The following is a 21,586-nucleotide window of genomic DNA, read 5'->3' on the forward strand; positions in this document are numbered from 1 at the left end:
TCTTATAATTCAATAACTTGTTTATTATTTTTGTATTTTTTATATCTCTTTATTATAAATAGATTGCGATAAATGTATTTTGTTTGTATTTTTTTAGTACTTTTTTTGATGTTGTATGCATTCATTCTTACCAACAAGGCTTTCCGGTAATTATTGTTGGTGAGTAGTCGAGTAATGAAAACATGACGTAGCTCGCTGAGATATGTTGACGAGTCTTAAAATAAAAACACCACATAGGAATTGAAAAATGAACAACATTGGTTTCCAAATCAAAAATCGCAAAAGAAGAATTGATAGCTGCATCGTAGCCAGCTTTAAAAGTCTTCCTGTTGCTAACGTTAGTGATTGCATGAACCGCTTATTCGCTGGTGGATCCAATATTCGCCCTATTCATGATTCAACAGAGGTTATCGCAGGCGCTGCTTTAACCGTTCGTACTCGTCCTGGCGACAATTTGGTATTACACCATGCGATTGATATCGCTGAACCAGGAGACATCATTGTTGTTGATGCTGGCGGCGATCAGACAAATGCATTGATGGGAGAAATTATGGCTGCTCTTGCTATTAAAAAGGGGGTTGCTGGAATCATTATCAATGGCGCGATTCGTGATGCGGCTGAAATTCGAAGAATGGGGCTACCTGTTTTTGCAACAGGTATTTCTCATCGAGGTCCTTACAAAGATGGTCCGGGAGAGATAAATACACCTATATGCATTGACGGGATGGTTATCGAAGCTGGCGATCTAATTTTAGCCGATGGAGATGGCGTACTGTCTGTAAGTATTGATCATGCTGAAGCTATTTTGGCTGCTGCTCAAGCGAAATATGCTGCAGAACAAGTTGAAATCGCAGCGATAGAAAACGGAAGCGTTGATCGCAGTTGGGTCGTCAATGCCTTGAAAGCTCGTGGCTGCGTTTTCGAATAAAAACAATAAGTTATGAGGGTATTAAAAATGCGCCAAGAAAGAGTAGTTGCCAGATTTGAGGCATGGATTAATCCAATATTCGACAAAATCATAAACGAACGTTCTGATACAAGACTTGAAGTTATTGACTTTAACGACAGCGAAGAAAGTGTGTGGGCTAAACTAAAAACAGTGGATGTATTGCATTTACGCCCGACGTTGGATGAGGTTCCTCCCAAGTGGCGAGTCAGTAAGGAATTATTGGCTAAATGTCCAAACCTAGTGTGCGTCTCTTCTACTGGAGCGGGTTATGACACTATCGATGTTGAAGCTTGCACCAAAGCTGGCGTGGCTGTCGTTGGGCAAATGGGGATCAATGCTACTTCAGTAGCTGAAATGGCTGTTGGCTTGATGCTTTCTGTGTCACGACGAATAACCGAATCTGATAGAGTTCTAAAAAATCGACGAGGGTTTAGTCGCGAAGAGCTGATGGGACATGACCTTTGTGGACGTGTTTTAGGGATTGTTGGTTTAGGGTATGCGGGATCGGCTACCGCGAAACTGGCTAACGCATTTGGTATGAAAGTCATTGCTTTTGATCCGTACCTTACCTCCGAGGAAATGGCATCACGAGGGGCTATTTCAGTAGGTTGGGAGGAACTACTAAAAGAGTCAGACATCATTTCACTGCATTGTCCAAGAGACAGCTCAACACGAAATATGTTCAATGCAGAGGCATTCTCAAAGATGAAAAAAGGCGCTCAGTTTGTCACTACTGCCCGTGGAGGAATTCATGATGAATCTGCCTTATACCAAGCATTAAGTACTGAGCATTTAAGTGGCGCAGGATTAGATGTATGGGAAGAGGAGCCTCCAGCGTTGGATCATCCTTTATTATCTCTACCTAATGTAGTTGCGACCTATCATACGGCAGGTGTCTCTCATGAAGGTCGCTATAATGTTGCATCACAAGGAGCGTTACAAATTAGAGAAATACTGGACGGAAACAAGCCATCCCGATTAATTAATCCTGAAGTATGGGAAGTATTTCTTAAGCGCAATTCACTTTAAGGAAGTGTGATTTTTCTTGGTATTTTAAATGGATAGTTTTTTAAAGAATAACTATCTAAGGCTTAATGATTGAAAGGGCAGATCAGCCAAAGTCTGCTCTTTCGATTAGCATTCCTCAGCATCGAACCATCGATGTACTCAATGCGATGCTTAAAAAACATCCTTGGCACGATGAAGCAGTGAATCGACTAAAGCCTAAATACTTTCATCAGTTCTGATCAAGCCCATCAATGAAGTTCGGAGATTAAGATGTCCAGCAATGAGTCTATAAAAACAAATAAAACCACGATTAATACAGTTTATTCTGAAGTCCTCCAAAAGAACAACTCGGTTACTTTCTCGTGTATTAAGCTTGGACGATTTTGAAATTGAAGCAAAAAAACTGCTACCACGCCCTATATTTGGTTATATTTCTGGTGCGGCAGAGAACAATGTTTCTCGAAAACGCAACCGAGAGTCCTTTGATGATTACGAGTTTTTACCTCGTGTACTAAATGATGTTTCTAAAAGAACAACGACAACCGAGTTATTTGGAAAGACCTATGCGGCACCTTTCGGTATAGCGCCGATTGGCTTAAGTGCTCTCTATGCTTATCGAGGTGATATTGTGTTAGCGAAAGGAGCTGCGCAAGAAAACGTACCTATGATATTGAGCGGCACTTCTCTCATTCGCTTAGAAGAGGTAATTAAAGTCAATCCAGACGCTTGGTTTCAAGCCTACTTGCCCGGTGATGATGCAAATATCGATGCTCTACTGCAACGTGTTGAAAACGCTAACTTTAAAACATTAGTCTTGACTGTCGATACTTGTGTTCCAGCCAATAGAGAGAATAATGTCCGTGCAGGCTTCAGCACTCCACTAAAGCCTAGCTTTCGCCTCTTGCTTGACGGAATACTTCATCCGCGATGGTCTATTGGGACCTTCTTAAAAACAATAACTTTTTACGGTATTCCACATTTTGAGAACAGTTACGCTCATCGTGGTGTGCCTATTTTATCTCCTACTGTCGAGCGTGACTTTTCATTTCGTGACCATCTAAACTGGTCTCATGTAGAAAGAATTCGTAAGTTATGGAAAGGGACATTTGTGATTAAAGGTATTCTCAATCCAGAAGATGCCCGGAAAGCAGTTGAAATAGGCGCAGACGGTATCATTGTTTCCAATCATGGCGGGCGCCAACTGGATGGTGCAATCGCTCCTCTTCATGCATTGCCTGCTATTGTTCAAGCCTGCCCTAACATTCCTGTTATGATGGATAGCGGTATTCGTCGCGGTGGGGATGTTATCAAAGCGTTGGCTCTTGGGGCGTCTTTCGTTTTTGCTGGCCGCCCGTTTGCCTATGCTTCTTCTGTTGCTGGCGAAGCTGGTGTAAAACACGCACTTGGTATATTGAAAACCGAAATGATGCGTAATATGGCACTTGTTGGGGTGAATGATGTTCGCGATATCAATATCAACGAACAAGTTATTCCATACTCAAAGCGAGTTCGCTGAATGGATCCAACTGTAGTGGCCTAGTAAAACGGGCCACTACCTTATCGTTGAACTAGTTTCTGCCTTGATCTGACAGACTCCTTATTTTAGTTGGTGTCTGCTAGTTCGGACTGGGCTAATTCCTAATTCTCTTCCATCAAATAATGTGTTCAGTGACGTCCTTCCACAACATGTTTACCCCTGATGAATTCGGTCATTCCTGTAATAGACTATTTGGAGTTACTAGACCTTTTTCTCCTTAATTGATTGTAATAAATAAAAATACACATCAAGAATGCTGGAATCCAAAAAAGTTCTTTGCTTGGTCGTTCGGAATTAATACCGACCGATATGATTTTTTGGTCAAACTCAAAACCTAGTTTCTCAGCAGGGGAGGCGAAACTGACAGTGTCAATCAATAGCCCATCATCCTTGGATATTAGGTTTAATCCTAAATCCTCAAAGTGTTCGACTTTACCTACCTTATCTATTTCTTTTGGTAGCAATGTGAAGAAGGTTACTTTCTCACCAACCTTATCAAAACCATCTATTTGCAACTTTAGATAGTGGTCGCGATCCATTGAATCATAAGTACTCTCTATGTTTTGAAGCGGTACTGATTGAAACGGTGGATATACTAGATCAAGCCAAAATCCAGGACGTAGTAACGTGAATGCAATGAGTAGGAAAGCAAGGTTTTCATACCATTTGTTTTTTACGATTAAATAGCTTTGCATACCAGAGGAAAAGGCCATCATTGCAATAGTTGAAACGCAAAAGATGATGATTCCCCAATACCAAGTGACATCGATTAACAAAAGATCGGTATTGTAAATAAAGATGAATGGTAATAAAGCGGTTCTAAGGCTGTACTTGAAAGCTTGTAAGCCTGTCTTTATTGGGTCTCCTTTTGCAACGGCAGCGGCCGCAAAAGAGGCTAACCCCACAGGAGGGGTTACGTCTGCCATTATGCCGAAGTAAAACACAAATAAATGCACGGCAATTAGTGGTACAATGAGTCCATTCTGTTCACCTAAAGAGACTATTACTGGTGCCAGCAAGGCTGATACAACGATGTAGTTCGCTGTAGTCGGTAATCCCATGCCAAGAATTAAGCATAATAGAGCGGTTAATATCAGCATAATAAGTATATTTCCCATGGAAAAATACTCTACGAGATCAGCTAGAACTAAGCCAATTCCTGTTTGTGCAACTGCACCAACTACAATGCCTGCTGCTGCTGTTGCTACGGCAATACCTATCATGTTTCTTGAGCCAGCCTCAAGAGCTTCAAAAAGATCTTTTGTACCTGAATGAACACTTTGTAAGATCGATTCTGTTTTTTCTTTTCTGAATACCGCCTTTAGGGGTTTTTGAGTTAATAAGATAAAGATCATAGCGCTTGATGCCCAGAAAGAAGAAAGGCTAGGCGACATTTGTTCTACCATTAAGCACCAAATTAAAATCACTACGGGTAATAAGTAATGCAATCCGCTCATTAGTGTTTGTTTGAAGTCAGGCAGTACGTTTAGATCGGAATCGTCTTCTTCTAAATCCGGATACTTAGAGACGACGTTAATAATGTAGAAATACGATGCTGAGATACTTAATAGGATGATATATATGGCACTGTCATGGAAAAGATCTTTTACCCAAGACACACTAAAATAAATAAGATAAGACAATGCCGACATTGCTAGGAAGCCAAATAGGAATTTACTGGCTTTTATTAGTAGACTCACAGATTTAGCGTTATCTTTTATTCCTACTGCGCCCATTTTTTGTGCTTCTAGGTGGACAATAAAAATTAATGATATATAGGATATTAACGCCGGTAAAAAAGCACTTTTAATTACTTCGCTGTATGGGATTCCTATGTACTCAACCATCAAAAATGCGGCGGCGCCCATGACAGGCGGCATTATCTGACCGTTAACGGACGAGGCGACTTCTACCGCCCCTGCCTTTTCTGCAGAGAAGCCAACTTTACGCATCATTGGAATGGTAAATGTCCCTGTTGTAACAACGTTAGCGATAGAGGATCCAGATACAAGGCCAGTCAGACCGGATGCTACTACAGCGGCTTTTGCTGGGCCTCCTGAGTATTTACCTAGCACTGAGAAAGCCGTTTTAATGAAAAAATTACCTGCTCCGCCTTTTTCTAATAGCGCACCGAATAATACAAAGAGAAAAACAAAGCTAGTGGATACTCCTAAGGCAATGCCAAAAACGCCTTGTGTTGTCAGCCATTGGTGATTGATTAATGAATTTAAACTGACTCCTTTATGCGCAATCATGCTTGGCATATAAGGGCCTAACACGGAATAAAGTATAAAAATTAGGGCTATGCTTGCTAAAGGTAGTCCGAGTGAGCGCCTTGTTGCTTCTAGGACTAATAACAATCCAATTCCGCCAACGATTACATCTTCTAGTATTGGACTGCCTGGACGTTGTGCTAATTGGTCATAAAATACATATAAATAAGCCCCTGTTGAACTGGCTACTAAGGCAAATAGCCAATCTAACCCTGAAACGCGGAACTTGTTTGATTTGTCAGTAGCAGGAAAAGCAATAAAAACGAGAAACAGCGCAAAAGTAAAATGAATATATCGGGCTTCTACACCGCTAAAAATACCAAAGTTAAGTATGAAAGGAAGAGGCGAGGCTATCCATAATTGGAAAAGAGTCCCAACTAACAGCGAGTGTGATTAAAAGTTTTTTTCTGCGCCTTCCAGACATCTTGCTCCAACATCGACCGATTCGACAAGTTCATTGATAGAAGCGTTTTCTACATTACTCATAAGACAATCCGATTTTAAAAAGAACTATGTGCATCATGGATGCACATAGGGCCATCAGTGTTGCTTGATTAATTATTCTATCCAACCGCGTTCTCTATAGTAACGTTTGGCTCCCTCATGTAATGGAGCCGATAGACCGTCATCAACCATATTCGCCTCCGCTAAATGAGCGAATGCTGGGTGAATTTTTTTAATACGGTCTAAATTGGTGAAAACCGCTTTCGTGATGGCGTATATGACGTCATCAGGAGTATCTTTGTCGGTAACTATGGTAGCCACAACACCATAGGTGTTTATGTCATTTGGATTTCCTTTATATAGTCCACCAGGAATAGTTGCTTTTGCATAGTATGGGTATTTTTTGATCAGTTGATCAATATCATCTCCTTCTACTGGGATGATTTTTGCATCCGTTACTGTGGTTGCCTCTTGAATTAGGCCAGAAGGATGCCCCGTCACGATCGTGAAAGCATCAATGTTGTTGTCACTTAATGCTGAGCTTTGTTCTGTGCTGGTTAGTTCTGAGGCAAGAGAAAAGTAATTGAAGTCCAATCCTTTAAAAGACATAAGAGTGTCCATTGTGGCTCGTTGCCCTGAACCAGGATTACCTACGTTTACTCTTTTACCTTTTAAGTCATCAAAGCTTTTGATACCGGACTTTGTGCTTGCGACTATGGTCAATGGTTCGCCATGCATGGAAAACACTGATCGTAAGTCGTCAAATTTAGTATCAAACTGGCTTAAGCCGAGCATAGCGTTAAAACCAACATCTGATTGCGCGACACCAAGATCTAAATCTCCAGAGCGAATACCGTTAATGTTTGCAACGGACCCTCCAGTAGATGGCGCATTACATTTTATATCTGAGTCTTTTAAGTTGTTCACCAATCGACAAATCGTTTGTCCTACGACGTAATAGGTGCCTGTTTGTCCACCTGTTCCTATCGTTACGTAGCTTTCTGCACTGGCTGTTCCAGATGTAGCGGCAATGCTGAGTCCTAATATTGTTCCTGATAGATATTTGCTGATGTTTTTCATGTCAGTACCTACTTTGTAGTTATCGTGTGTAGCTTTTTAGAGCTGTATTCGATTCAAGCAGTATTTTCATGCTAAGAAAAACGATTTAAATAGATCTATTAACAGTAGTTTTTAGAATGTTATTTTTGTTTTTAATATTCCTTTTTATCACTATTTAGAATGCGAAAAACTCCCTTTTTTTGATGCGCAAAAAATGTGACTCTGACTCGATTCATCGCAATCTATAGAGAATGACATTATGAATACGGAAAACAATATACCGTCAGCCATTGATCAACTTAAGAGCATATCGACTACGGTTATTAGTGATGCTTTGGGAATAAATCGCGGCATTAGTGGATTGAAAAAATATCACCAACATAGTTTGAAGTTAGTTGGCCGAGCATTAACGATAAAGTGTAGTCCAGGTGATAACTTGTATGTTTATAAAGCACTCAAACTTGTGCAAAAAGGAGATGTGCTTGTTGTTGATGGTCGAGGCGCAGTAAATAACGCTCTGATGGGCGAGTTGATTATGCTCCAAGGGCTTAAAAATGGCTGTGAAGGTTTCGTTATCGATGGTGCGATTAGAGATGTGGAAGCCTTTAGGAATACTCCTGTTTACGCCCGCGATACAACCCATTTTGGTCCTTTTAAAAATGGACCGGGTGAAATAGGTGTTCCCGTTTCTATTGGTGGTCATGTTGTTTGTAATGGCGATTTTATTGTTGCTGATGATGATGGTGTTGTGTCTTTTTCGCCTGAACAAGTAGATGAAATCATACAAAAGTCTCTAGAGATTCTTAAGAAAGAAGAAGGGATTATTGATCAAATCAATACGAACAGAATGGATTGGGTTGATTTGATTCTAGATAAAGCAGGAATATAAAATGGTATCGAACGTGTTATCTCAAAGAGTAAATAACCTTAATGAATCGGCAAGCTTAAATACAGCTGCACTTGCCCAAAAGCTGATCTCAGAAGGGAGAGATATCGTCAATTTTTCAATTGGCGAGCCTGACTTTAACACCCCTGATGCCGCCTCTCTGGAAGCTATTAAAGCGATAACAATGGGAAAAACCCATTACTCAAATCCTCAAGGAAACCTTGATCTTCGTGAGGCGATATGTGAAAAGTTACAACGAGACAACGAATTAGCCTACAGCACAGACGAGGTGATCGTCGGAAGTGGCGGTAAACATATTATCTACCACACTTTTTTAGCAACAATTGATCCTGGTGATCAGGTGATTGTTCCAGCACCTTATTGGGTATCTTATCCAGATATTGCATCGCTTTGCGGTGGCGAGCCAATTATCGTTCAACCAGACCCTGTTAGTTTGAAGTTAACATCGACAGAACTAGAAAAAAATATAACTCAGAAAACCAAATGGGTTGTTTTGAACTCACCTTCAAATCCAACGGGAGCTGTCTATACAGAAGCAGAGTTACAGTCGATCGCCAATGTACTAAGGAGGCATACAAGCGTACTAATTTTGTCGGATGAAATTTACGAAAAATTTGTTTATCCACCTGCGAAGCATATTTCCCTCATTAATGTTGCTCCTGATTTAAAAGAACGAACCTTGATAGTGAATGGGGCATCTAAAGGCTACGCTATGACCGGGTGGCGTATAGGGTTTGGTGCTGGGTCGAAGACACTGGTTTCAGCGATCAAGAAGCTCATATCACAAACAACTACCTGCCCAAGCTCTATAAGCCAAGAGGCGGCAAAAGTTGCTTTTGGTGACAGTCAGTCTTCCATTGTAATGCGTGATAGTTTTCAGATTAGAAGAGACACCGCTGTTGCTATTCTATCTTCATCTAGCTTTCTAAGTGAGATACATAAGCCTGAAGGGGCTTTTTACCTGTTCCTTAACTTAGAGAAGATCATCGGCAATAAAACGGCGGCAGGGCAAACATTGGCTACAGATAACGACATTGTTAATTTTTTATTGGAAGAAGCTAATGTCGCAACGGTATCAGGTAGTGCCTACGGTATGTCGCCGTATTTACGTATCTCATTTGCCTGCTCTATCGAGCAAATTGAAAAAGGTTGCCAATCCATTGTTGATGCATTGAGCACCTTACAATCTGGGCAATAGCGTCCTCCCATTTTGATTATATGACCGTCAATAATCAGCCACTGAAGTGTTTTCAGTGGTTTTTTTATTTTGGCTATTTAACGTTGTTATTAAAATAAGGTAAAAGTACTTCTTGGTAATTAAGTATTGAAAAATATTTAGATGTGTCGTTTCGCTAAAATGGTATACGTTGGAGAGCAAGGGTGATTACGTTCAAACAGATAGAGGCTTTATATTGGATTGCGGAGTTAGGCAATTTCGCGTTAGCCGCTGATAAACTTAATACGACACAATCTGCTATTTCTAAACGGATTAACGAGCTCGAATCTGTCTTTGACATGGAAGTATTTGATCGTTCGAGAAGAAATGCAAAGCTGACTGAAAAAGGTGCTGAGCTGTTAGCCTTATCGAAAGATATGCTCGATATGAGAGATCACGTTTTGGAGCGAATGAGCAGCCCCGAAACACTCCATAAACGTTTTAGAATTGGAGTGACGGAATTGACTGCACTCACATGGCTACCAACGTTAGTGAAGATGATTTCGCAAAGTTATCCTAAGTTAATAATTGAGCCTCAAGTCGAGCTAAGTTCTACTTTGCTTGAGAAATTAGGCAATGATTCATTGGATATGATTATTGTGCCTGATGTTTATGATGATGCTGCCTATAAAGTGTGTCGGCTGAAAACGGTTAAAAATGCTTGGATGTGTACACCTGATTATGTATTAGCAGATGATGTCCTGGATTTTCAACGTTTATCCCAGCTTAATGTGCTTACGCAGAGTAACCTCTCAGGTACAGGAGTTATTTATGAACGTTGGTTTGCACAAAACAATCTGAAAATATCACGGACGCTACTGAGCAATAGTCTAGTTGCGCAAATAGGTTTGACGTTATCAGGAATAGGAGTGAGTTATTTACCTATCGCGGCAATGAAAAAGTATCTAGATAGTGGGCTTTTAAAAATACTCCATGTTACTCCTCAACTCCCTGAAGTAAGATATGCTGCGCTATACCGTGCAGATAGAGATTCAAGGTTATATAGCGATGTGACCTGCTATGCGGCTGAAACTTGTGATTTTGATAGAGTTCTAATAGGCGGCTCTTAAGAGGTGATGTCTATGTTTTCAGAAAAGATAAAAAAGCATCAACGTGTATGTTGTGCTCTCTGGTATTGGTGACCGCAACGATTGATGTGCTTGTTTCTAAACCTTCTATTGGAATAAATACCACATCTTTAAAGTGATTTTTTGATATGGATTGCGCGACAAGAGTTACACCTAATCCTGCTGATACGAGTGATAAAGCGGTATGTATTTCAATGGCTTCATAAGACACTTCTGGCTTAGAGCCTTTTTTAGCTAAAGCGTCTAAGATTTTTTTACCGTAGCTGGTTACTGGATCTTTCGGGTAGATAATAAAAGGCTCCTTGTCGATATCTTCCGGTACTAATGATGTTTTTTCAGCTAGCGGGTGGTGAGCCGGTATCGCGACAACAAAGGGGTCTTCCATAATTAAGGTATGTGTTTGATGATCTGGTGGTGAAAACTCGCCAATAAATCGCGAAATACCAATGTGGATGCGCCTATCAACTAAAAGGTCTGGTTGATATTCAGATAACACTTCTAATAAGTCTAAATGAACGCTTGGATAAGCTTCGCGAAATGCTCTTATTGCCTGAGGCATGATGGTAAATAGCGTTGATCTCACCACGCCAATACTTAAGCAGCCGCTCTTGCCTGTCGCGATATCATGTGTTTCCTCATCCAGTTTTGTCATCTGAGCTAACAGATCTTTTGCTCTTGGATAAAAGTATTTTCCTAATGCGGTCAATTCCATCGGACGAGTGGACCGATCAAAAAGCTCTCCCCCTAAATGGTTTTCTAGCTGGCTGATTTGCATGCTAATTGCTGTTGGGGCAATAAAAAGATGCTTCGCAGCTTGAGTGGCGCTGCCACAACTAACGACTTCACAAAAATATCTGAGCTGTTTTAAGTTCATTTTTTCTTATCTTAAGTTCAAAAAAGCATGTTTGTTTAAGTTTTTACTTTAGCTTAAATTGGAATTAAGTTCAAAGGAGAGCTGTATGACTAAACAAACAATAAAAAATGACGAGTTACTGAAACGCCTTAAAGAGCTTGGTACGGCAACTGTCTATGAAGCTCAAGGAGCAAAAGGCGCTCTTGATAGCGGAATGAAACCGTTGAGTAGCAGCATGACTCTAGCAGGTCCAGCTTTAACATTAGATTGTAAACCTGCTGATAACCTGATGATTCATTATGCCTTATTGCAAGCAAAGCCTGGTGATGTGTTGGTAGTTGATGCAAAAGGCTTTTTAGAAGCCGGACCTTGGGGGGATGTTCTAACTGAGCAGGCATTGGCGATCGGTTTAGCAGGTTTGGTAATCAATGGGTCTGTTCGAGATGCAAAAACCATTATCGAAATGGGATTTCCTGTTTTCTGCAGAGGAATAAGCATCAAGGGTACTGGAAAAAATCAGCCTGGTGAGGTGAATGTTCCGATTTGTATTGGTGATGTTCAGATTTGCCCTGGAGATATCGTTATTGGAGACCAAGATGGTCTTGTTATTGTTAACCCTAATAAAGCGCAGAGTGTTTTAGAAATGGCTGAGTTGAGAGAATCAAAAGAAGCTGTTTTTAGAGAGCAGATAAGAGCGGGTAAAACCACGTTAGAGCTATTAGGGTTAGAAAGTAAATTTTTATAACGATCTAAATAAACTTTCCTAAAAAAATAATAAAGGAATCTACAAATGAACATTACGCTTGATCTAGTTCAAACCATGGGTTTGGCTGTCGTCGTTCTTTTCTTAGGCCGTTATCTCAAAGGTAAAGCGCCTATATTTCAAAAATACTTTATTCCAGCTCCTGTCATTGGTGGTTTGTTTTACGCCATTTTGATGCTAATAGGCAAACAAACTGGCTTATATACAGTGACTCTTAATCAAGGGCTTACTGATTTTCTGTTAGTCCTATTCTTTACTTGTACTGGTTTTATGGCCAGTCTGCACGTGATTAAACGCAGCGGTAAACAAGGGGTAATTCTGGCTGTGGCGGCGGTTTCCTTACTATTCCTACAAAACTTGCTTGGCATAGGTTTATCCAAACTACTGGGTATTCATGCATTACTTGGGGTAAGCATGGGGATCTGTTGCTATGTCTGGTGGTATTGGTTCTGCTGCTGCATTTGGTCCATCATTTGAAGCATTAGGTGTTCAATCCGCTACTGTTACTGGCATCGCAGCTGCAACATTTGGTTTAGTGATGGGAAGTCTTGTTGGTGGGCCTGTAGCAAAGCGTTTGATCGAAAGGTTTGATTTAAAAAGTAGTGCTAATAACAATGAAGTAGTAGATCTTGAAGATGGTGATTTTCATAAACGTACGCCACTGGGTACCGTTTCTGTTGTGTTATTGACTATGTCTTTTGGCTCAGTCCTTGTCTTATTACTTAATAAAACTGGCATTACTTTCCCATATTATGTGGGTGGTGTTTTCGCCGCGGCAATTGTTAGAAACGTATGTGACCACAATGACTACAAGCTTAAGATGAGTCATATTGATCTGATTGGTAGTATCTCGCTTAGCTTATTTTTAGTGCTTGTTATTATGTCGCTAAAAATTTGGCAGCTGTTCGACCTTGCGATACCAATGCTTGTCGTTCTTGTGTCTCAGATGATGCTGATGGTGTTATTTGCCTACTTCGTTACCTTCCGCTTGATGGGGAAAGATTACGAAGCCGCGGTTATGGCCGCTGGCCATTGTGGTGTTGGTTTAGGTCAAACGCCTAATGCCGTTGCAAACATGGCAACTATTATAGATCGTTTTGGACCTGCGCCAAATGCTGCTGTTATGTTGCCCGTTATTACAGTGATCTTTATCAATATTTTTAACCCATTTATCATTACTTTGTTTATGAATTTTTTTAGTTAAGAGAGTTATAAGTGTGAGTTAAACTGTCTATTCATTAGTGATGGTTTAGCTCATATTTTATTTAGGGTAGGCAATAGGTTGATATTCATTCGTTATAGATAGTTTTGATTCCATCATTTGGTTTTATCAATGTATTGACTCACTTTGAAGGAGTTGATCAAAATCTAATTACTAATAGTTTTTATCCCTGAATTCAAGTCCAAAGTTGGACCTTTTCCAATTGCTGGGTTTTGCTTATTGAATATCCATATTAGTGGCGGCTTCTTTTAGTATGTTTCTTAATCAAATAACCCCTTCGTCATTATTTATCTATTGATGTCATTGTACATATTTTTTTAAATGCAGTTGAACTGTTTTCTGTACTGAGAGGGAGACAGTCCTTTGTGTTGTTTAAAGAGTCGCCGAAACGTTCTATCGGTTTCGAAGCCTAATGATTTTATAATGCTGTCGAGTGATTCTTTTGTGTGGACTAATTTTTCGGCAGCCAGATGAAGGCGCCAGCGATTTAAATAGTCAATGGGGGATACGCCAACATATTCTGGGAAGCGTTTTGATAAGACTGACCTTGATAGATTTGCCTCCGCAGCTAGTAGCGGAAGAGTCCAATTATGTTGCGGTGTTTGATGAATGGCCGTTAATACTTTCGCAATGGATTTATCTTGCATGCCCTTGAGTACACCAACTGAATCGGTCTTATTGGATAAGATATAGGCTCTTAATGAGCCTATAATCACTAGTTCAGAAAATTGTGTGGCAACCGCAAAATAGCCTGGGCTATGGTCATGAATTAGAAACTGCATCGCTGGATGTATGAGTTGTAAAAAGCTAGATTCATGTTGTTTTAAAATAAAAAACTCAGGAAAAGAGGATAACAAAAAGTTATTGTGCTGATCCTGAAAAGTGAACGCCATTCCAAGTAATTGTGTCTCAGGACCCTCTCCTTGCCAACTCACTTGCATTGCCGAAGAGGGATGTATAGATGAGCTAAGCCCTTGAAATGTATCGCCATGCCATGGCAGTGCTTCGAGCGGTATGGTTGTGCCATCAGGATCGGACAAAATCGCAATGTTTGCGCCTCTCGGTGCAATGATGGAATCTCCTGCTTGTAATTGAATAGCAGGAGAGGGTATCGGTGATTTATCGTTTGTTCTTACCCAACATTGACCTGACACCAAGCTTAAACAGTAGCCTAGATTAAAGTCATGCACATCAACTCCCCATGGGGCAGACATTGTCCAGCGAGATATGCTGGTGGATTCAATTTTTAGAGAAGAGAGTACGTTACTTAGTAAATCCACTGTCATTTAGGATAATTTGTCCGATTTTTGATTATTTAAGGTGTATTTAACTCGTTTTTACTGGGTTAGCATGGATTAGTCAACCAACAATAAATATAAACTAGAAGGTGTGTGATGACTGACATGAAAGAGCTATCTTGGAAAAAGGGTAAGCGAGTTGCCATTATTGGCGCCGGTCCTGGTGGTGTTTCAGCAGCATTAGGTTTGTTGCGACAAGGGTATGACGTACGTGTTTTTGAAAAAAGTGCCAAGCCAAAACCATTAGGTGGTGCTGTTTTGCTGAGTGTGCCCGTATTGGCTGTATTACGTTATTACGGTGTCGATCTGAATAATTTTGGTTCTTTTACCGTGACAGAATTTCGTAACCATAAAGGTAAGCTCAGGGCAAAACTGCCCTTTAATAAAAAGGTAGAAGAGTCGTTTGGCATTAAGGGTTGGCATTATGGTATGTTACGAGCCAATGCCTTTGAGAAAATGATGGCGCTTTTGCCTGAAGGCATTATTGTTGGACATTCTGATTTTGATCGTTACGAAGAAAGTAATGATCAAGTCACCGTGTATTTTAACAATGGTCAATGTGTCGAAGCCGATATTCTTATTGGTGCAGACGGAATTCGGTCTCGAGTCTCTACTCAAGTTTTTGGTGAGCCTGATTTATTTCATGTTGGTTTGAGAGTCTGGTTAGCTTGGTGTAACTCTATTGATGGTGTACCCAAACAGCAAGGTGTTATTTCTCACTCTGACAAATATCAAGCCAGTTATTTTCCTATGATGCACAACGGCAAGCCCGGCTATGAGTGGTGGATTGTGGAACCAGTTAAAGAAAATGAACCGCATCCAGAAAACCCTAAAGCCTACATTACTGGTATTTTAAAGGGGTGGTTTGATCCATTACCACGCTTTCCCGAAGTGACGGACTTTGATAAACAAGTATTTGCTTGGGACATATACAACCGACCTTCTATGAAAGAATGGAGCAAAGGCCGAGTGGTGTGTTTAGGGGATGCCGTGCATCCAGTATCTCCTTATGCCGCTTATGGCATGGGAATGGCGATAGAAGATGGTTATTTTTTAGCGAAGTTTCTGAGTGGTGTTGATTTAAACGATGATGCTGCGGTTGCAACCGGCTTTGAAAAATTTGAAGCTGAAAGGGTAGATTATGTTAACCATCATGTCGAATTTGCTCGTGAATTAGGACGGCGGTTTCATCATGCGCCTTATCCTGTGGCTAAAGTACGTGACTTTATCTTTAATCACACTAGTGTTTTGCAAAAAATGATAGCAAAAGACTATCTTGCTGATGCTGAGAAGATGAGTTTATCTATGACAGAATTACATGTCTGATTTTAGTCTTTAGGCTTACGGGAGCTTAGGTGACCATAAGCCTAATAAGTGTAAACTTGATGATGAATCCAAAAACATTATTATTCGATTTCATCAATACATGGATTCAATTTTAAGGGCTTGATCAGAGTCTAATTACTGGTAGTTTTGTTTCTAATAAAAATAATACACAGCTAGTTAGTGGATATATCTATGATTGATCGCTTTCAAAACAGTGGCATGAATGCCTTGTTGAAATTCAAAATTCCTCACTTACGTCTTGGCCTTGTTGCCGTATCTTTATTAACCACGTCGGTTGCTATTCAGGCTGACACTGCACCCTCTAGCCCTAGTCGCCCTAATATATTGTTGATTATGGCAGATGATTTGGGTTATTCAGATTTAAGTGCTTTTGGCAGTGAAATTAACACGCCAAATATTGATGCGTTAGCAACACAAGGGCGAATACTGACGAATTTTCATACCGCTGCAGTGTGTTCGCCTACTCGGGCAAGCTTAATGACAGGCGTTGATCATCATCTGGCTGGCATTGGTAATATGGGGGAGGTGGTAGGACTCAATATCATTCAAAATAAGTCAATTAATGCCCCATGGGGAAAATCCAATACGTACGATTTTGACAATATTCCAGAAGGCTATCGTGGACATTTAAGTGAGAAGACCGCAGCGATGCCTGAGCTACTGTCAGATGCTGGTTATCATACGTACATGGTGGGTAAGTGGCATTTAGCATACGATATTAAAGCCCCAGATCAAGATAATAAAACTTGGTATCGAATTAACAAGCAAGCGTTGCCATTTGCGCGGGGATTTGACCGGTCATTTACCTTGATAAATGGTGGTGGCTCTCATTTTGCACCTTCCACGCCCCCCACTCCGCTTGATATCACCATGTATGCCGAAGACGATCGTGTGTTTCCAGCTAACATGCTGCCAAAAGACTTTTATTCCACGGAGTTCTATACCAATAAGCTAATTGATTATATTGATTCGAGTCGTGGCGATGGTAAACCTTTCTTTGCCTACGCAGCCTATACGGCTCCACATTGGCCATTACAAGCACCTCAAGAGGACATTGATGCTCAAAAAGGTCGGTATGATGAAGGCTATGACGTGATTAGAGAAAAGCGTATTGCCAGAATGAAGTCCTTGGGATTGATGGCTGCGGTTAATCAAGTGGCCAGTGAGTCTGTTGGTCCAAAGCGTTGGAATGCGTTAAGTTCTGAAGAAAAGTTGATAGAAGCGAAGTCGATGGAAATTTACGCTGCTATGGTGAGTAATCTAGATCGACACATTGGTCGTTTAGTGTCGCATTTGAAGGATATTGGTGAGTATGAAAATACGCTCATTGTTTTTATGTCCGATAATGGCGCTGAAGGAGCTTCTGCTTATTTGCCAAAAATTCCTAATACAGCCGTCGATAATTCATTAGAAAACATGGGTAAGCCTGGATCCGCTGTGGCATATGGGCCGCGTTGGGCTGAAGTGAGTGCGGCTCCATTTCGTTTATTTAAAGGCTTTACTGGAGCAGAAGGCGGCACTTCTTCACCACTGATCATTAAATTAGCTGGACAGACAGAAAGCAAACCTACGTCATCTGCGCGAATGCAGGTAACAGATATTTTGCCTACTTTTTTAGAAGCGGCTGGTGTGAATATGCCGGGTGATCGTTATAAAGGAAAGTCCATATATGCACCGATGGGGGCCTCTTTTTTATCGGCTTTGCAGCACCCCGATGCTTTTACTCAAGTGCATTCTGACGATACTGTGTTAGCCGATGAGTTAATGGGCGCGAGTTATGTCATTCGGGGGAAATGGAAGTTGAGTCAGCAAGCGCCTTTGAATGGTACACCTGTGCTCACAAAGGATGTTCCTTTTGCCTTGTATGATATTTCTAAAGATCGTGGGGAAACTAATGACTTGTCAGCTCAATATCCCGAATTGTTGGCTGATATGAAAGAAGAGTTCCGCGAATACATTCGCCAAAATAACGTCGTGGAGCATGCTGCTTCTTATAACGGCAGATAAGATGGTTGTTAGCGATATGGTGAGTCACAAGGCAATAGATCGAATAAACCACTTCGGTGTCATGGTCAAACCAAGCAGTTCGGTCTGCAATATTGACTGTACTTACTGTTTTTACCTGGAGAAAGAGCATCTTTACCCAGATAGAAAAAAACAGTGGCGTATGAACAATACCACACTAGAAAATTACATACGTGAGCAAATTCAGTCTCAGCAAGGAGAGGTTATTGATTTTGTATGGCAGGGAGGTGAACCCACGCTGTTAGGGGTGGACTTCTTTCGTCAGGTAATAGCTTTTCAAGAGCACTATCGTGGTTATAAAACAGTGACTAATTCCTTGCAAACCAATGCGACTTTGCTTGATAAGGAATGGGCTTTATTTTTCAAAGAACACCATTTTTTAATTGGTGTTTCTATCGATGGGGATCGGATTAGTAACGATACTTATCGTCTTTCCCGTAAAGGTAAGAGTACCTTTGACGAAACATTGAAGGGTGTTGCGCTGCTCAAAAAACACAATGTGGACTTTAATACGTTAACGGTTGTGAATGCAGAAAACGTTAAGCGGCCATTGAATGTATATGCGTTTCTAAAACGTATTGGCAGTCGATATATGCAATTCATCCCCTTAGTTGAGCGTAAAGCCATTGTCCCAGATAGCCATGGCTTAACCTTGATTCAACCGACATTTTCTGGTGAGTCAAACCTTGCTGAATGGTCTGTCCCAGCTAAAGCGTATGGCAAGTTTTTGAATACGATTTTTGACCATTGGATTCAAAACGATTTGGGCGATGTCTTTGTGATGAACTTTGAGCAAACTATGAGTCAGCTTGTTGGTCGTCCAGGAGCGTGTGTGTTTAGTGAAACGTGCGGTAATGGTTTAGCAATGGAATCAAATGGTGATGTCTATTCATGCGATCACTACGTTTACCCTGAGCATAAGTTAGGCAACGTAAATGAAACATCGCTAATTGATCTAGTAAATCTTCCGCAGAATCTCAAATTTGGGCAAGACAAACTCAACAATATCAGTGTTGATTGTCATCAATGTGAGGTGCGCTCCGTGTGTCATGGCGGCTGCCCAAAGCATCGCTTTGAGTCTTCTAGTGATGGCTTGTTAAACCGAAACTATCTATGTGATGGTTTCAAAGCGCACTTTTCTCATGCTGTGCCGAAAATGTCAGAAACCATAGGCTTGTTAAGTCATCAATTGCCAATGAAAAAAGTGAAGCAAGAGATAAGACGAAGATTTTACTCATAACGTAAAGCAATATTGAAGATATTTTAAGTTATTAGTATGCCAAATAGTATTAAAGCATTGAGGTCTAGTACCTTATTTTTATAAATGTGTAAGAGGTTTTTAAGACCTTTCGATCAAATCGAAAGGTTGATTCTGTTTAAAGGTTTTTTGTGAAAATATGAAGTGGTTTATATTGAATGTGTTTTTAAATTGATAATTCATTGTTTATATCGATTGATCTAGTTTTATGAGAGTTTTTGTTGATTTATCCGATTTTACTGTAGGTTTAAGGTTTTTTAAATGAATTTGGATGAGTTCTATTGGTTGTGAAATTACTTTATATCAATATTTAAGACTTTTATGGGTCAATAAATGATTTAGCACTATTATAAAAATTAGAGGTTTTAATATGGCGTTATTTGAATACTTTCCGAATTATGTATGGAACTTATCGGTTTCTATTGCGGTAGAAAGCGGAGCTAAGATTGGCGAAATCATTGATATGTGTAAACCATTACGCGAGGCCGCAGAGAACGGGGATGACGCAGGTACGGATGAGTTTCTAAAGCAGTGGGTGAAAATGGCTGACAAGCTAATTGGTCTAGCCGATGAAGATGAGGCGGCGGGGTGCTATTTTTCTGCGGGCAGTAAATTAAAAAGAGCGGCTCTGTATCTCATGGTTGCAGAGAGAATGCAGGGGCAGGGCCATCCCAATCGTATGGCGACATGGAATAAGGCACAGTCTACTTTCCGCAAAAGTATTCTATTGAGTCAGGATAATTGCGAATACGTAGAGGTTCCTCTAGAAAATGGCGGAACCATGCCGGCTTTGTATGTTCGAGCGCCTGGAGAAGGTCCTCATCCAACCGTCGTTTATTGTAACGGTCTGGATAGCTGTAAAGAGATGCTGTATTGGTCAAACCTACCGCAAGCATTGGCGAAACGAGGCATATCAACCCTTTGCGTTGATCAGCCTGGAACAGGTGAAACTTTGCGTACATATGGGCTGCCAGCGGTAGCGAATAGTGAAGTTTGGGCGTCAAAAGCCGTTGATTGGTTAGAACAGCAAGATGATGTTGATGCTGCTCGTATTGGCATGACGGGTATATCACTAGGTGGGCATTTTGCGCCGCGAGCGGTTGCTTTCGAACCTAGATTTGCGTCAGGTGCAGTCTGGGGAGCGAATCACAACTGGGCAGAAGTGCAGCAGAAACGTCTGAAGCGTGAGGGCGAAAACCCTGTTCCGCATTACTGGGCGCATGTTATGTGGGTATTTGGCGCGACCGATATGGACGATTTTTTTGCCAAAGCGGAAGGTATGAACCTGAATGGCGTTATGGAAAAAATAAAGGTTCCTTTCCTTGTTACGCATGGTGAAAAAGATCGTCAGATTAGTCTTGATTACGCTTATCAAAGCTATGACCAGCTTGTTAATTCACCCAATCGTGAATTTAAAATCTTTACCGATCGAGAAGGCGGCGTCGAGCATGTTGGTGCCGATAATATGAGTTTCGGTTGTGATTACATTGCAGATTGGTTCGCTAAAACACTAGGCGGAAAACAGGGGTAAGAGCGCTATGTCACGTCAATTTATTGATCTATCAATTTATCTTGAGAATGATGTCATTACCGATCCGCCGTTTATGCGCCCAGAAATCACTTATCAGACGCATGAGGAAACTGTCCCAGAAGCGAATCACTTTTTTCCAGGTGTGGCAGCAAATGAGTTTCCTGGTGGTCACGGGTTTGCTGCGGCTGAAACTGTAAAGCTCACGACCCATAATGGTACACATTTGGACGCTCCTTGGCATTTTCATCCTACTATGAATAATGGCGAAAGGGCGATTACCATTGATGAAGTACCGCTGGATTGGTGTTTTCGCCCTGGAGTAAAACTGGATTTTCGCCATTTTGAAGACGGCTATGTCGTTACCGCAGCGGATGTCGAGGCAGAGTTGAAACGCATTGGCTATGAGCTGCAGCCTATGGATATTGTGTTGGTTAATACGGCAGCGGGTACGGCGGTAGGGGACCCCAATTTTTGTAATATCGGTTGTGGTATGGGCTATGAAGCTACTATGTATTTACTAGAGCGTGGTGTGAGAGTCACAGGTACTGATGCTTGGTCATGGGATGCACCTTTTAGCTATACCGCTAAACGCGTTGCAGAAACCGGTGATAACTCTCTTATCTGGGAAGGGCATAAAGCTGGTAGAGACATCGGTTATTGTCATTTGGAAAAACTACATAACCTCGAAGCTTTGCCTGCTTTTGGTTATACCGTGTCCTGTTTTCCTCATAAGGTGCGTGGTGGTTCCGCTGGCTGGACTCGTGCTGTCGCCATTATTGATAACTGAGTGAATGTTGTGAGATGTAGG

The 21,586-nt window shown here is 41.0% G+C and carries 18 protein-coding genes; 14 read left to right on the forward strand and 4 right to left on the reverse strand.

Annotation, left to right across the window (positions count from 1 at the left end; translation table 11 throughout):
* The first annotated feature begins 247 nt into the window (after positions 1-247).
* The 3 genes from ONZ52_RS01170 to ONZ52_RS01180 all read left to right on the forward strand — a co-directional run bounded on the left by ONZ52_RS01170 (position 248) and on the right by ONZ52_RS01180 (position 3,473).
* Positions 248-928, forward strand: coding sequence for an RraA family protein (locus ONZ52_RS01170; RefSeq protein WP_265216802.1), 681 nt, complete (start codon positions 248-250; stop codon positions 926-928).
* Positions 929-955: 27 nt separating this feature from the next.
* Complete coding sequence (locus ONZ52_RS01175; protein ID WP_265216803.1) at positions 956-1,978, forward strand: hydroxyacid dehydrogenase; 1,023 nt, start codon at positions 956-958, stop codon at positions 1,976-1,978.
* 352 nt (positions 1,979-2,330) lie between these two features.
* On the forward strand, positions 2,331-3,473 hold the full coding sequence (locus ONZ52_RS01180) for an alpha-hydroxy acid oxidase (RefSeq protein WP_265216804.1): 1,143 nt from the start codon (positions 2,331-2,333) through the stop codon (positions 3,471-3,473).
* Between the two features lie 209 nt (positions 3,474-3,682).
* Here ONZ52_RS01180 and ONZ52_RS01185 read toward each other — a convergent pair whose 3' ends face one another.
* Positions 3,683-6,151, reverse strand: coding sequence for a TRAP transporter permease (locus tag ONZ52_RS01185; protein WP_321160261.1), 2,469 nt, complete (start codon positions 6,149-6,151; stop codon positions 3,683-3,685).
* A gap of 174 nt (positions 6,152-6,325) precedes the next feature.
* Positions 6,326-7,291, reverse strand: a complete 966-nt coding sequence (locus tag ONZ52_RS01190; protein ID WP_265216805.1) for a TAXI family TRAP transporter solute-binding subunit — start codon at positions 7,289-7,291, stop codon at positions 6,326-6,328.
* 238 nt (positions 7,292-7,529) lie between these two features.
* Here ONZ52_RS01190 and ONZ52_RS01195 point away from each other — a divergent pair, with 238 nt between their 5' ends.
* The 3 genes from ONZ52_RS01195 to ONZ52_RS01205 all read left to right on the forward strand — a co-directional run bounded on the left by ONZ52_RS01195 (position 7,530) and on the right by ONZ52_RS01205 (position 10,463).
* Positions 7,530-8,159 (forward strand): RraA family protein, encoded by a 630-nt coding sequence (locus ONZ52_RS01195; protein ID WP_265216806.1) that lies wholly within the window; start codon positions 7,530-7,532, stop codon positions 8,157-8,159.
* Between the two features lie 13 nt (positions 8,160-8,172).
* Positions 8,173-9,375 (forward strand): pyridoxal phosphate-dependent aminotransferase, encoded by a 1,203-nt coding sequence (locus tag ONZ52_RS01200; RefSeq protein WP_265216807.1) that lies wholly within the window; start codon positions 8,173-8,175, stop codon positions 9,373-9,375.
* A gap of 182 nt (positions 9,376-9,557) precedes the next feature.
* On the forward strand, positions 9,558-10,463 hold the full coding sequence (locus ONZ52_RS01205) for a LysR family transcriptional regulator (protein ID WP_265216809.1): 906 nt from the start codon (positions 9,558-9,560) through the stop codon (positions 10,461-10,463).
* Between the two features lie 10 nt (positions 10,464-10,473).
* On the opposite strand, the gene ONZ52_RS01210 is transcribed toward ONZ52_RS01205, so the two are convergent.
* Positions 10,474-11,355 (reverse strand): LysR family transcriptional regulator, encoded by an 882-nt coding sequence (locus ONZ52_RS01210; protein ID WP_265216810.1) that lies wholly within the window; start codon positions 11,353-11,355, stop codon positions 10,474-10,476.
* A gap of 85 nt (positions 11,356-11,440) precedes the next feature.
* Here ONZ52_RS01210 and ONZ52_RS01215 point away from each other — a divergent pair, with 85 nt between their 5' ends.
* From ONZ52_RS01215 to ONZ52_RS01225, 3 genes are read left to right on the forward strand one after another with little or no spacing between them, the layout of a single operon-like run.
* Positions 11,441-12,079, forward strand: coding sequence for a 4-carboxy-4-hydroxy-2-oxoadipate aldolase/oxaloacetate decarboxylase (locus tag ONZ52_RS01215; protein WP_265216811.1), 639 nt, complete (start codon positions 11,441-11,443; stop codon positions 12,077-12,079).
* A 45-nt stretch (positions 12,080-12,124) separates the two neighbouring features.
* Positions 12,125-12,574 carry a sodium/glutamate symporter gene (locus ONZ52_RS01220; RefSeq protein ID WP_265216813.1) on the forward strand — a complete coding sequence of 150 codons (450 nt, stop codon included), beginning with the start codon at positions 12,125-12,127 and terminating at the stop codon, positions 12,572-12,574.
* Positions 12,528-13,301, forward strand: a complete 774-nt coding sequence (locus ONZ52_RS01225; protein WP_265216814.1) for a sodium/glutamate symporter — start codon at positions 12,528-12,530, stop codon at positions 13,299-13,301. The genes ONZ52_RS01220 and ONZ52_RS01225 overlap by 47 nt, the downstream gene beginning before the upstream one ends.
* A gap of 335 nt (positions 13,302-13,636) precedes the next feature.
* On the opposite strand, the gene ONZ52_RS01230 is transcribed toward ONZ52_RS01225, so the two are convergent.
* Entirely contained in the window at positions 13,637-14,605 is a 969-nt protein-coding gene (locus tag ONZ52_RS01230) for an AraC family transcriptional regulator (RefSeq protein ID WP_265216815.1), read from the reverse strand.
* Between the two features lie 108 nt (positions 14,606-14,713).
* Here ONZ52_RS01230 and ONZ52_RS01235 point away from each other — a divergent pair, with 108 nt between their 5' ends.
* The 5 genes from ONZ52_RS01235 to ONZ52_RS01255 all read left to right on the forward strand — a co-directional run bounded on the left by ONZ52_RS01235 (position 14,714) and on the right by ONZ52_RS01255 (position 21,565).
* Positions 14,714-15,943 (forward strand): FAD-dependent oxidoreductase, encoded by a 1,230-nt coding sequence (locus ONZ52_RS01235; RefSeq protein ID WP_265216816.1) that lies wholly within the window; start codon positions 14,714-14,716, stop codon positions 15,941-15,943.
* Positions 15,944-16,135: 192 nt separating this feature from the next.
* Positions 16,136-17,971 (forward strand): arylsulfatase, encoded by a 1,836-nt coding sequence (locus ONZ52_RS01240; RefSeq protein ID WP_265216817.1) that lies wholly within the window; start codon positions 16,136-16,138, stop codon positions 17,969-17,971.
* Positions 17,946-19,229: an anaerobic sulfatase maturase gene (locus ONZ52_RS01245; RefSeq protein ID WP_265216818.1), complete on the forward strand. Its 1,284-nt coding sequence runs from the start codon at positions 17,946-17,948 to the stop codon at positions 19,227-19,229. Before ONZ52_RS01240 ends, ONZ52_RS01245 begins: the two co-directional genes overlap by 26 nt.
* Before the next feature lie 388 nt (positions 19,230-19,617).
* Positions 19,618-20,778, forward strand: a complete 1,161-nt coding sequence (locus ONZ52_RS01250) for an alpha/beta hydrolase family protein (RefSeq protein WP_265216819.1) — start codon at positions 19,618-19,620, stop codon at positions 20,776-20,778.
* Positions 20,779-20,785: 7 nt separating this feature from the next.
* Positions 20,786-21,565 (forward strand): cyclase family protein, encoded by a 780-nt coding sequence (locus tag ONZ52_RS01255; RefSeq protein ID WP_265216821.1) that lies wholly within the window; start codon positions 20,786-20,788, stop codon positions 21,563-21,565.
* Positions 21,566-21,586 lie beyond the last annotated feature (21 nt).

Origin of the sequence: Marinomonas rhodophyticola, from assembly GCF_026113935.1 — a bacterium.
GTDB classification, from domain to species: Bacteria; Pseudomonadota; Gammaproteobacteria; order Pseudomonadales; family Marinomonadaceae; genus Marinomonas; species Marinomonas rhodophyticola.